General features: G+C 58.9%; 8 protein-coding genes. 5 read left to right on the forward strand and 3 right to left on the reverse strand.

Annotation, left to right across the window (positions count from 1 at the left end; genetic code table 11):
* Positions 1-9 precede the first annotated feature (9 nt).
* Positions 10-2,490, forward strand: coding sequence for a fused MFS/spermidine synthase (locus RGV06_RS05095; protein WP_322149514.1), 2,481 nt, complete (start codon positions 10-12; stop codon positions 2,488-2,490).
* Between the two features lie 24 nt (positions 2,491-2,514).
* The gene (locus RGV06_RS05100; RefSeq protein ID WP_198822140.1) at positions 2,515-4,860 is read left to right on the forward strand and encodes a tetratricopeptide repeat protein; all 2,346 of its coding nucleotides are present in this window, start codon (positions 2,515-2,517) and stop codon (positions 4,858-4,860) included.
* A gap of 982 nt (positions 4,861-5,842) precedes the next feature.
* Here the strand turns inward: RGV06_RS05100 and RGV06_RS05105 are convergent.
* Positions 5,843-6,553, reverse strand: coding sequence for a FadR/GntR family transcriptional regulator (locus RGV06_RS05105; protein WP_048351635.1), 711 nt, complete (start codon positions 6,551-6,553; stop codon positions 5,843-5,845).
* A gap of 328 nt (positions 6,554-6,881) precedes the next feature.
* Between RGV06_RS05105 and RGV06_RS05110 the strand changes: the two genes are divergently transcribed.
* Genes RGV06_RS05110 through RGV06_RS05120 form a run of 3 tightly spaced genes read left to right on the forward strand, consistent with a single transcriptional unit; the run spans position 6,882 to position 11,210 of the window.
* On the forward strand, positions 6,882-8,222 hold the full coding sequence (locus RGV06_RS05110) for an MFS transporter (protein WP_019826058.1): 1,341 nt from the start codon (positions 6,882-6,884) through the stop codon (positions 8,220-8,222).
* A 13-nt stretch (positions 8,223-8,235) separates the two neighbouring features.
* The gene (gene gudD, locus RGV06_RS05115; protein WP_019826059.1) at positions 8,236-9,585 is read left to right on the forward strand and encodes a glucarate dehydratase; all 1,350 of its coding nucleotides are present in this window, start codon (positions 8,236-8,238) and stop codon (positions 9,583-9,585) included.
* Positions 9,586-9,626: 41 nt separating this feature from the next.
* The gene (locus RGV06_RS05120) at positions 9,627-11,210 is read left to right on the forward strand and encodes an aldehyde dehydrogenase (NADP(+)) (protein WP_019826061.1); all 1,584 of its coding nucleotides are present in this window, start codon (positions 9,627-9,629) and stop codon (positions 11,208-11,210) included.
* Positions 11,211-11,543: 333 nt separating this feature from the next.
* On the opposite strand, the gene RGV06_RS05125 is transcribed toward RGV06_RS05120, so the two are convergent.
* Together RGV06_RS05125 and RGV06_RS05130 are read right to left on the reverse strand one after the other, a co-directional pair.
* On the reverse strand, positions 11,544-11,954 hold the full coding sequence (locus tag RGV06_RS05125; RefSeq protein WP_019826063.1) for an SRPBCC family protein: 411 nt from the start codon (positions 11,952-11,954) through the stop codon (positions 11,544-11,546).
* Between the two features lie 110 nt (positions 11,955-12,064).
* Positions 12,065-12,370 (reverse strand): NIPSNAP family protein, encoded by a 306-nt coding sequence (locus RGV06_RS05130; protein ID WP_019826065.1) that lies wholly within the window; start codon positions 12,368-12,370, stop codon positions 12,065-12,067.
* Positions 12,371-12,377 lie beyond the last annotated feature (7 nt).

Consider the following 12,377-nt stretch of genomic DNA (forward strand, 5'->3'; position numbering starts at 1 on the left):
TCCCGCGCAATGCCGTCATCCTACCCGACCAGTCGTAAGACGCTGTTAATGCCCGCCTTGCTGCTCTTTATCTCCGGAACTGCAGCCCTGATTTATCAGGTGCTATGGATCAAACAACTGTCGCTGGTGATCGGTGTCGAGGTGTATGCCATCACCACCGGCATCAGTGCCTTTTTCGCAGGCCTGGCTTTAGGTGGACTGCTGTTTGGGCGATTTGCCGACAGGCTGGTCAAACCTTTGCTGCTGTATGCAGGGCTTGAGGTTGGCGTGGCAGTTCTGGGTGTTGCTACTACCCTGGGCCTGAGCCTTAGTGCAGCCCCGTTCGCCTGGCTTGAGCAAAAGGTTGGCCTGCTGGCCTGGTTGCTGCCTCTGCTGCTGGTGGGCCTGCCTGCATTGCTGATGGGCGGCACGCTGCCGGTACTGGTCCGCGCGCTGGCAGCTGACCCTCGGCAACTGGGCCAGGCCGGTGGCCGCCTGTACGCCGCCAATACCGCCGGGGCAATTGCCGGTACGCTGCTCACCGCCTTTGTGCTGATTGCCACCCTTGGCGTGCGCGGCAGTGCCTATGCCGCAGCCTTGCTGAACGTTGTCGCGGCCATTGGCGCATTAATCGTACAGCGTCGCTATCCGACACCCCTTGCCACTCCTTCTTCGACGCCACCGTCGCCGGCCCGTTTGGCCATGGTGCTGTACGCCATTGCAGGCGGTGTGGCGCTGGGTTACGAAGTGGTCTGGTCGCAATCGATCGTGCAATTCATGAGTACACGTACCTACGCCTTTGCGGTGGTGCTGGCGACCTATCTCACCGGTTTGTTTATCGGCAGCAGCCTGATGGCGCGCCGGGTTGATCGCCTGCGCGATCCCTGGGGCATCTTTGCGTTGCTGATCGCTGCTGCAGGCCTGGTCGCCTTGCTGGAAGTCGCCCTGCTCGGGCGCTGGCTGGTCCTGCTGCAAACCCGGGGCGAAACCCTGGTACTGGCTTTAGGCACCTCTGCACTGGTGGGCATGAGCACCCGTTTTGCGGTGGCGGCGCTGTGCATCGTATTTATTCCCACACTGCTATTAGGCGCAGCTTTCCCGGTGGCGTTGCGACTGTGTGTAGGCCCGGATCGGGTCGGGCGTGATGTCGGCGCAGTCGTTGCATTCAATACGCTGGGCGGCATAGTCGGCGTTGCCCTCTGCGGCTTCGTGCTGATCCCGTTGCTGGGTCTGGTTCGCACCCTGGGCCTATTGGCAATCATCGCTGCAGGGGTTGGTTTTGTCGCGGTGCGTCAGGGACACGGGGTCAAAAAAGGCCATCGCCAAGGGGTCATTGCGCTAAGCCTGGCAGCGCTGCTGGTGGCCTGGCTGACCCCGGTTGAGCGCATCGCCGACTTGCTGCCGGGGGCTCGCAACGCCGAGCTGGCGTTCTATGAAGAAGGCCGTGGCGGCACCGTGGCCGTGGTGACCCAAGGTAAAGGCGAGCGCACCTTCCACCGCCTTTATATTCAGGGTGTATCGAACACCGGCGATGCCATGCCGTCGCTGCGTTACATGCGTATTCAAGCCCTTCTGCCGTTGCTGATCCACAACGGCGAACCACGTTCGGCGATGGTAATCGGTTTCGGCACAGGGATAACCGCCGGGGCATTGTTGAGTTATCCGGGGCTGGAACAAAGGGTGGTGGCCGAGTTGCTGCCCTCGGTAGTCAAGGCCTCTTCACTGTTCAAAGGCAACTTCGATGCCGCTGCCAACCCCGGCTTGCAAGTGCGCTTGCGCGACGGTCGCCAGGAGCTCCTGCGCAGCGACCAGCGTTATGATCTGATCACCCTGGAGCCGCCACCGCCTTCCGCCGCTGGGGTGGTCAACCTGTATTCGCGGGACTTTTATCAACTGGCCGCGCAGCGCCTGGAGCCCTTGGGGATAGTCGCGCAATGGCTCCCGCTGCCAACCCAGAACATAGACGACTCGCGCTCTCTGGTGCGCAGCTTTCTAGACGTGTTCCCCTACGCGACGTTATGGACCAGCGAGTTTCACGAAATGCTGCTGGTCGGCTCCTTGCAACCGATTGAACTGGACGCAGCGCGCATCAACGCACGCTTCGAACAACCAGGTGTACGCAGCGCCCTGCAGGATGTAGGCGTCGCTTCGGCGGCGGCCCTGCTGGCAACCTGGGTGACAGATCGTCAGGGGCTTGAACGTTTTGCTGCAGATGCGCCGGCCGTCACGGACGATCAACCACGTATCGAGTACGCTCCCTGGGTACGCTCCAAGGAAATCAGCCGGGTACTCCCGGCGTTGCTCGATCTGCGTCGCCCCGCACTTTTGCTCAACGCCGACCCCGGGTTTGTCGCGCGCATGAATGACCATCAGCAACGTCTGATGCAGTTTTACCGCTCAAGCCTGCATGCCTACGATGGCGACCGTGAGGCATGGGCCAGGGACATCCGCGAAGTGATGCGCGGTGATGGCGCCAACCCCTATTACCGCTGGTTTGTCGGTGAACGCTAAAGCTATTTGGATACGGAAGTCGCAATGCCCAAAACTAAAACTATAAAAGCTGCAAACCAACCTGATTCGCGCCCTACCCTGATGAACCGTTATCTATTACCCGTCAGCGCTGTCATGTTGCTGTTGGTGCTGGGCGGGCTGTGGTTTTATCTCAACCGCCCGGCCCCGGTCGTGACGCCGGTGCTTGAGTCCAAGGCGGTGGCCACCGCACCCGTAGTCAGGCACATGCCCCCTGCGCAGATGGTCGACGAACAACAGTGCCTGGGCTGTCACAGCGCCCAGGCCAATGACTGGCAAGGCTCCCATCACCAGCTGGCCATGCAGGGGGCCGACCAGCAGACCGTGCTGGCCGATTTCAACAATGCCACGTTCAAGGGCGAAGGCGAAAACACCCGGTTCTTTCGCAAGGGCGATGAGTTCTGGGTCAATACGCCGGGACCTGAAGGCAAGGCTGGCGACTTCAAGGTCGCCTACACCTTCGGCATTGCGCCGTTGCAGCAATATTTGATCGAAGTCGGCGACGGCAGGTTGCAAGCCCTGGGCGTGGCCTGGGATACCGAGAAAAACCGCTGGTTTCACCTTTATCCGGGCCAGGGGGTGGACTTCAAGAATCCATTGCACTGGAGCAAGCCCAGCCAGAACGCCAATTTTATGTGCGTGGAGTGCCACACCACCGGCTACAAGCGCAATTTTGACGCCGCGACCAACCGCTTCAACAGCCAGTGGAACAGCCTCGGAGTCGGTTGCCAGGCCTGCCACGGACCGGCCTCCAGTCACCTGCTGGCAGTGACTGACAACACCAAACTGCCCCACAGCGGGTTTGTCGTCGACCTTAAAAACAAGGACGCCACCAGCGAGATCGAAACCTGCGCCCGCTGCCACGCCCGACGCGCCCCGCTGGGTGACGGCTTTACCGTCGGCAAACGCCTGATGGATGACTACCTGCCCAGCGTGCTCAGCCGTGAACTGTATGCACTGGACGGCAAGATCAAGGATGAAGTGTTTGAACACGGCTCCTTCGCGCAAAGCAAAATGTTCGACAAGGGAGTGCGTTGCAGCAATTGCCACAATCCGCACAGTACTCAATTGAAAGCACCCGGCAATGGCGTGTGCCTGCAATGCCATAACAGCGCAGGCAAAGCGGCGGTTACGGGTATTGACGGCAAGGGGCTGCAAGCCAAGGACTACGATTCGATCGAACACCACCGTCATACCGAAGGCCAGCCGGGCTCGCAGTGCGTGGATTGTCATATGCCCGGCAAGCTCTACATGGGCAACGATTTCAGGCATGACCACAGCTTCAGCATCCCCAACCCGGTACGGGCCAAAACCCTCGGCACCCCGGACGCCTGCCTGACCTGCCATCAGGGCAAGACGGGGGACAAGGTGACTGAACAGTTCAAGCTCTGGACCTCACATCAAGGCCCCCAGGCAGCCCGTTACGACGAAAGCTTGTGGTTGATTCGCAGCGGTCAGCCCGGCGCGGCGCAGGCGTTGTACGAGCAATTGCGACGCAGCAACCTGCCGGCAATTCAACGCGCAACGTTATTGGCCGAGCTGGCGAACTACCCCAGTGAATCCGCCATGAAACTGGCCAGCAAGGACTTGAACAACCCTGCACCGCAAGTACGTGAAAGCGCGGTGCGGGCAGTAAGCACGTTTTTGCCTGCGGCTGAACGTATCACCTTGCTCGGCCCGTTATTGAATGACAGCGTGCGCGCGATACGCATCATCGCCGCCCGTAATTTGCTGGGGGCTGCGCGCAATGGTCTAGGGGCACATCAAGGTGCCTGGGACGCAGCCATCGGTGAGTACGAAACAGTGCAACTGGGTCTGGCCGAACGGGCCGAGTCCAACCTCAACCTGGCTATGTTGTATCAGGCCAGTGGTCGTAATACCGAGGTTGAACCAAAACTGCGGGCCGCTTTACTCCGCGACCCGGAGTTCTTCCCGGCGCTGGTCACGCTGATCCAGTGGCTGGAAGCCAGTGGCCGCAGTGCCGAGGCTATGTCCTTGCTTAACGACACGATCAAAACGCACCCACAAACAGCGCTGTTGCAACACAGCCAGGGGTTGGCGTTGATTCGTGCAGGCCAGCCCAAACACGCCATGACAGCTTTGCAGCAAGCGGTGAAACTGGAACCTGACAATGCCCAATACCGTTATGTGCTGGCAGTGGCGTTGCACCAGAGCGGTCAGGTAGAGCCGGCCTGTGCGCAAATGGAAGAACTGCTTAAACGCCAACCGGCATTTCGCGATGCACGGCTGGCGTTGATCCAGTTTTACCTCGACAGCGGCCAGGAGCCCAAGGCACAGGCGGTACTGCAGGCATGGAAAAAGATCAACCCTGAGGACGTGGCGTTGAAGTGAGTCGTCGTAAACTCAGGCGTTAAACCTGGCTATGCTCCTCAGCGGCTACAGTGCGCCCATCCTGTAGATACTCTGTTGCCAGCCGACCTATTCAGAGAAATGTGCTTCGCTAAAGAGGTCGGCCTGCAGGCCGCCTCGGCGGGCAGTTGATCTTGTTTTTGCACTGGTTTTTTGATCTGCCTGCCCTTCTTGGCGTCCGCTGCAAGGAGACAGGTCCAGTTTTAGCGCCAACATACAAGATGGTTGTGACATGTTGAATGTGTTGGGTTGGCGATTGCAGCCTGCATAGAAAAACACCCCAGTGCAGGGCTTTACGGCGGCTGCGTCTACAGGATTCGTCGTCTATCCCTCTACGTAGCAGTTGACGAGTAGAACGAGGCTACGTTCGAGCGCGCAGCGGTCGCAAAACAGTTACACGCGCAGTGCCTGATTAACCGTGCAAGCCGATTTCACGACTGCTGCGTCGCAGTGGCGCACCAAGCCGAACGCAGCCTCGCACGGCTCGTCAGTTGCTACGGATCGTGAATGCAACCCACCAACCAGGCCGGTCGGTCGGCCGCCTCGGCGGGCAGTGCTTTTGATCTGCCCGCCCCTTCGGGAGGCCGAGAGGAGGTTCTGCGTAGTGGGTCGACCGGCATGGATGCCGGGAGAGCCGTGTTGGGCCAGGGATGGCCCGTCACGGCGGGGCCACGGAGCGGGACCGGAATGAGGGAACCTGAGCGCAGCGAGGGCCGTACGCGGGGGCGAAAGCGCTTTGGTTACTTTGCCGCTTTTGCAAAGTGACTCGCTGTAAGAGCGAAACCATCATTTCAGTTAACTGCGGATGCCGGATATGTACCCCGTGTGCCCGTTGTTTTGCGAAGCGCCCGCACCTATACCGAGTACATATCCATTCAATATGTCACAACTTTCTACGGGTTCCGCCCTCACTCCGGCACTGTCATGAGGGCACGCCGCGAAGGCTACAGCATGTATGCATGATTCACCTCCCCGCCATGCGCTCCAGGCTGTTGCTCAAGTGCAGCAGCATGGCGGCGCGGGCGGCATCGGGGTCCTGTCGGCGAATGGCACGCAAGATCGCTTCGTGTTCCAGCACTGCCATTTGCCCCAGTTTCATCAAGTCGGCATCGCCGCGCTCGTCAGCGTCAATCCGCGTGCGGGGGATCACCGAACGACCCAGCTGCGAAATGATGTCAGTGAAGTAGGTATTGCCAGTGGCCTGGGCTATCAGGTTATGAAACCGCTGATCGGGCTCGACGCTGCTGTCGTTGTTGGCCAGTGAACTCTGATAGTCATCCAGCGCCTGGCGCATTTGCAGCAATTGCCCTTCTGTTCGACGCCTGGCGGCCAACGCTGCCGCTTGTGTCTCAAGGCCCATGCGCAATTCGATGATGCCACGTACGCTGGCAGCGGTATCGCGCTTGAGGTGAATGCCCTGCTGCTGATCGCGCTCAAGCACGAAGGTGCCAATCCCGTGCCGGGTTTCGACCAGCCCCGAGGCCTGCAATTTGGAGATGGCCTCGCGCACTACGGTACGGCTCACTCCATGCTCACGCACGATGGTCGATTCGGAAGGCAGCTTCTCTCCGGGAGCCAGTTGGCCCAACAGGATTCGCTGCGTGAGCTCAGCCACGATGTCGTGGGCCAGGCCAGGAGAACGCTTGCGGGTCGATGGGCTTTGCGGGTCTTGCATGGGAAACCCCTTCAGTTAAGGCGGCGTAATACTAGCATCTGAATCGCCCCCAACATGTATGACAACCTATCTTCAGACCAAAAAATGCAGGTCTTGAAAAATTTTAACCTGCCCGCGACAGAACCTCTAAACAACCTAAAAACTGCGAAAAAAAGCTTTATAAGGGCATAAAATCCATTAAAGGCATTTTAAATCTGTTTTATATAACTTATCGGTTTGTGTCTGGGCATTGCGATGACAAAAGTCAACTCGTATGATGTCCGTCAACCGAAGGCGCATCCTCCGGCACATATCACCCGCATAACAATAATCAGTGGGGCTTCGAATTGTGAACACTTCCAGCAATCCGTCTGCTGCGCACGCCAACGACCCCGTCCTGGCGCGCGCGATTCAAAAAGTTAAGAGGCATGTGCTGCCGCTCTTCGTCATCATGTTTATCGTTAACTACATTGACCGCGTAAACATCGGGTTTGTGCGCACCCACATGGAGCACGACCTGGGCATTGGTGCAGCCGCTTATGGCTTCGGGGCCGGACTTTTTTTCATCGGCTACGCGCTGTTTGAAGTGCCCTCCAACATGCTGCTGCAAAAAGTCGGCGCCCGTATCTGGCTGACCCGGATCATGTTCACCTGGGGCATCACCGCTACCCTGATGGCCTTTATCCAGAACGAAACCCACTTTTATATCCTGCGCTTTTTACTCGGTGTGGCCGAAGCGGGGTTCTTTCCCGGAGTGATCTACTACTTCACCCGCTGGCTGCCTGGCGCCGAGCGCGGCAAGGCGATTGCCATCTTCCTCAGCGGTTCGGCACTGGCGTCCCTGATCTCGGGCCCGTTGTCCGGCCTGCTGTTACAAATCACCGGCATGGGCCTGCATGGCTGGCAGTGGATGTACATCATCGAAGGCATGGCCTCGGTGTTTTTGTGCGGCTTTGTATGGTACTGGCTGGACTCAAAACCCCATGACGCCAAATGGCTCAGCCGTGAGGAACAAGATGCACTGGTGAATGAAATTGACCGCGAGCAGCGCGAGCGAGACGCCGTCAACACCGTTAAACCGAGCATGCTCAAGCTGCTGAAGGACCGCCAGATCATGCTGTTCTGCGCGATCTATTTCTGCATCCAGTTGACCATTTATGCCGCGACTTTCTGGCTGCCCAGCATCATCAAGAAAATGGGCGACCTGAGCGACATGCAGGTGGGCTTTTTCAACTCGATTCCGTGGTTGATTTCGATTATTGCCATGTATGCATTTGCTTCACTGGCCAGCCGCTTCAAATACCAGCAAGCCTGGATTGCCACAGCCCTGTTGATTGCCGCGCTGGGCATGTTCCTGTCGACCACCGGCGGCCCGATCTTTGCCTTCATTGCCATCTGCTTCGCCGCGATCGGTTTCAAATCGGCATCGGCGCTGTTCTGGCCCATTCCCCAAGGCTATCTGGATGCACGCATCGCGGCAGCCGTGATCGCACTGATCAACTCCGTCGGCAACCTGGGCGGATTCGTCGCGCCCACCACCTTCGGCTTTCTGGAACAAACCACGGGTTCGATCCAGGGCGGGCTCTATGGCCTGGCCGGCACATCGATCATCGCGGCAATCATCGTGTTCTTTGCCAAGACCAAACCCACCCCCGCCGCTGCGATCCCCGCCGCCCTGCAACCAGCCTGACAAGGAACAGACCATGAACGCCGAACATCAACATCACGCCACCAAAGCCCCGGTCGTCACCAGCCTGCAGGTTATTCCGGTAGCGGGTCATGACAGCATGCTGCTCAACCTCAGCGGCGCCCACGGCCCTTTCTTTACCCGCAATATCGTTATCCTCAAAGACAGCAGCGGCAATATCGGCGTCGGCGAAGTGCCTGGCGGTGAACGCATCCGCGAGACCCTGGAAGACGCACGCAACCTGGTCGTGGGCCAGCCCATCGGCAATTACCAGAGCATTCTCAACGCCATGCGCACCACCTTCGCCGCCCGTGACTCGGCTGGCCGTGGCCTGCAGACCTTTGATCTGCGCATCACCATCCACGCCGTCACGGCAATGGAAGCCGCCCTGCTCGACTTGCTCGGTCAGTTTCTGGAGGTACCAGTGGCGGCCTTGCTTGGCGAAGGCCAGCAACGGGATGCGGTGAAGATGCTCGGCTACCTGTTCTACATTGGTGACCGCCAACAGACCGATCTGGCCTACCGCGATGAAGCCGAGGCCGATGACTGGTTCCGTCTGCGCCATGAAAAGGCACTGACCCCGCAAGCCATCGTCCGCCTGGCAGAAGCCGCACAAGCCAAATACGGCTTCAACGACTTCAAGCTTAAAGGCGGCGTTTTTAGCGGTGCCGAAGAAATCGAAGCCGTCACCGCTCTGGCCGAGCGCTTCCCCAACGCCCGTATCACACTGGACCCTAACGGTGCCTGGTCACTCAAGGAAGCTGTCGCCCTGTGCCGCGATCAACATCGCGTACTGGCCTATGCCGAAGACCCCTGCGGTGCTGAAAACGGTTATTCGGGACGCGAAGTAATGGCTGAATTTCGCCGCGCCACCGGCCTGCGCACTGCCACCAACATGATTGCCACGGACTGGCGCGAAATGGGTCACGCCATTCAATCCCAAGCCGTGGACATACCACTGGCCGACCCGCACTTCTGGACCATGCAAGGTTCGGTACGCGTCGCGCAAATGTGCCACGAGTGGGGCCTGACCTGGGGCTCGCACTCCAACAACCACTTTGATATTTCCCTGGCCATGTTCACCCAGGTCGCGGCCGCCGCACCGGGCGAAATTACCGCCATCGATACCCACTGGATCTGGCAGGACGGCCAGCGCCTGACCCGCGAGCCGCTGAAAATTGTCGACGGTCACATCAAGGTTCCGACCAGAGCCGGACTGGGCGTGGACATCGACATGGACGCCGTGGCCAAGGCCCACGAACTGTACAAAGGCATGGGCCTGGGCGCACGGGACGATAGCGTCGCCATGCAGTACATTGTTCCGGGCTGGAAATACGACAACAAAAAACCCTGTCTTGTGCGCTGAGCTCCCCACTGCGCCCTTAACACTCTAGCGAGGATCGAACGATGTCGACCGTAACTGGCCACAACTTTATCGGTGGCAGCCGCAGCGCTGCCGGTACCGTCACAGTGCAAAGCCTTGATGCCAGCACCGGAGAGGCGCTGCCTCTGCACTTTTATCAGGCTACGCCTGAAGAAGTGGACCGCGCCGCCTACGCCGCCGAAGAGGCCTTTTTACCGTTCCGCCAACTTTCCCCTGAACGCCGCGCCGAATTTCTGGACGCCATTGCCGACGAAATCGATCAGTTGGGTGACGATTTTGTGACCCTGGTGTGCCGAGAAACCGCGCTTCCAGCAGCGCGCATTCAAGGTGAGCGTGGCCGTACCAGCGGGCAAATGCGCCTGTTTGCAAAAGTACTGCGTCGCGGCGACTTTTTGGGGGCGCGGATCGATCTGGCCCTGCCGGATCGCAAGCCTCTGCCTCGGGTGGACCTGCGTCAGTACCGCATCGGCGTCGGACCTGTGGCCGTCTTCGGTGCCAGCAACTTTCCGCTGGCCTTTTCTACTGCTGGTGGCGACACCGCAGCCGCCTTTGCAGCGGGCTGCCCGGTGGTTTTCAAGGCACACAGCGGGCACATGGCAACCGCCGACCAGGTGGGCTGCGCAATTATTCGTGCGGCTGAAAAGACCGGCATGCCCAAGGGCGTGTTCAACATGATCTTCGGCTCTGGCGTCGGTGAACTGCTGGTCAAGCACCCGGCCATCCAGGCCGTGGGCTTTACCGGGTCGCTGCACGGCGGCAACGCACTGAGCAAAATGGCCGCCGAACGCGAGCAACCCATCCCGGTATTCGCCGAGATGTCGAGCATCAACCCGGTGATCCTGCTGCCTCAGGCCCTGGCCTCACGCAGCGAGGCTGTCGCCAAAGACCTGTCGGCATCGGTCACTCAGGGCGGCGGACAGTTCTGCACCAACCCCGGCCTGGTGATCGGCCTGCGTAGCGCCCAGTTCTCTGCCTTTGTCGAGCAACTGACCCGGCACATGGCCGAACAGGCGCCGCACACCCTGCTCAACGCAGGCGGGCTGCGCAACTACGCCAAGGGCGTGGAGCATCTGCTCAGCCATCCGGGCATCAGCCACCTGGCCGGCCACACCCAGTCGGGATCGCAAGCACAACCTCAGTTGTTCAAGGCAGATGTCAGCCTGCTACTGGACAAGGATCCACTGCTGCAAGAGGAAGTGTTTGGCCCGACGACCATCCTTATCGAAGTCGAGAGCGATGCGCAGTTAAAGGCCGCCTTGCTGGCCTTGCGCGGCCAGTTGACCGCCACCTTGATCGGCGAGCCGGATGACCTGGTGAAGTATCAATGGCTGGTGCCGATCCTTGAGCAAAAGGTCGGGCGGATTCTGGTCAATGGCTACCCTACCGGCGTCGAAGTGTGCGACGCCATGGTTCACGGCGGCCCTTACCCAGCGACTTCGGACTCACGCGGCACGTCGGTTGGCTCATTGGCCATTGACCGCTTCCTGCGTCCGGTCTGCTACCAGAACTATCCCGATGCCCAACTGCCCGAAGCGTTGCAAAACAGCAACCCGTTGGGTTTGAAGCGTCTGGTGAACGGCGAGTGGAGTTCGCAGGCGATTAAATAAGGCGGGGGTTTGCCTGGAGGCGCCAGCATGTGGCGCCTTTTTTATGCCTGCAAATTGGATCCAATATCAAATTTCAGGCAAAAAAAAGCCCAAGTAGCTGATGGAAACTTGGGGCTTAAAAATGCATAAACCGTGGTAGGTGAACGCAGGGCGATCTTACCCTATCGTAACAATCAGTAACAAGTGATTCTGCACAATTTATTTCAAACCAATACTGACCTAAGTCATTAAATAGCCACGTTTTTTAATTGTTTTTTGGATCCAGTCTTATTCCAAATTGCTATCACCGCGATATTTATGGGTATTTTTTACCCATATCTCGCAGCCCTGTGCTCAACCTGGAAAATTGCTTCGCAGCGCCGTCAGCCCGCCCTGATAGATGCCTGAAAACAGCTCCTGCGCCTCTTCATCGCTTACCCCATTCGGGGTAAAGCGCCCCGACCAGGTCACACGGGCGCCATCGCCGTGCGCTTCCACGCGCAAGGTTGCCAGGTAATCCGTCACCGGGAACGGCGCCTGAGTAATGGAGTAGCTGTAGGTCTTGCTCGCGTTGTCGAAGCTTTCAAGCCGTTCGACGATCACCGTACCGTCTTCGGTATGCAAAGTACGCAAGCGCCCGCCTTCGCTCTGGTCGCTTTTTACAATAAACGCCAGCCAGTCCGGCAGCGAGTTAAAGCCACCAACCAATTGCCAGACCTGATCGGCCGAAGCGGGGATATCGATAACTGCGGATGCTGTTGCCATGTGAAATTTCTCTGTAAGTCAGTGATCTGTCGTTAGCACTCAGTTTACGGGTTGAACAAAACCGAAAATACGTGTGCCAACAGCAACGGCCCCTGTGAGCCCCGCTCGGGTTACTCGAAAACCGGCCTGAAGAAGCTTCGCTCGTAGCTCAGAATGCAACGATTGTCTTCAGCCAGTTTGAAGGCGGCAATGCACTCGGCATCGGTTTTTGAGCGCTCGCGGTAGTCTTCATAGGCCGCAAGGCTGGGGAAGGTAAACATGGCCAGGGCGATGTTGTTGGCACCTTCCGAGGGCAGGAAGTAGCCATGGTGCTGACCGCCGAACTTCTCAACCAGCGGTATCCAGATTCGCCCGTACGCTTCGAATTCGGCCAGCTTGTAAGGGTCAATCACATAACGCAGATAGCACGTGATCATTGGTTCA

Origin of the sequence: Pseudomonas sp. CCI3.1 (genome assembly GCF_034313985.1) — a bacterium.
GTDB classification, from domain to species: domain Bacteria; phylum Pseudomonadota; class Gammaproteobacteria; order Pseudomonadales; family Pseudomonadaceae; genus Aquipseudomonas; species Aquipseudomonas psychrophila.

Bases quoted from the DNA above. Each gene is read 5' to 3' on its own strand.
- RGV06_RS05095 (WP_322149514.1), top strand. From the start codon at position 10: ATGCCGTCATCCTACCCGACCAGTCGTAAGACGCTGTTAATGCCCGCC.
- RGV06_RS05100 (WP_198822140.1), top strand. From the start codon at position 2,515: ATGCCCAAAACTAAAACTATAAAAGCTGCAAACCAACCTGATTCGCGC.
- RGV06_RS05105 (WP_048351635.1), bottom strand. From the start codon at position 6,553: ATGCAAGACCCGCAAAGCCCATCGACCCGCAAGCGTTCTCCTGGCCTG.
- gudD (WP_019826059.1), top strand. From the start codon at position 8,236: ATGAACGCCGAACATCAACATCACGCCACCAAAGCCCCGGTCGTCACC.
- RGV06_RS05120 (WP_019826061.1), top strand. From the start codon at position 9,627: ATGTCGACCGTAACTGGCCACAACTTTATCGGTGGCAGCCGCAGCGCT.
- RGV06_RS05125 (WP_019826063.1), bottom strand. From the start codon at position 11,954: ATGGCAACAGCATCCGCAGTTATCGATATCCCCGCTTCGGCCGATCAG.
- RGV06_RS05130 (WP_019826065.1), bottom strand. From the start codon at position 12,370: ATGATCACGTGCTATCTGCGTTATGTGATTGACCCTTACAAGCTGGCC.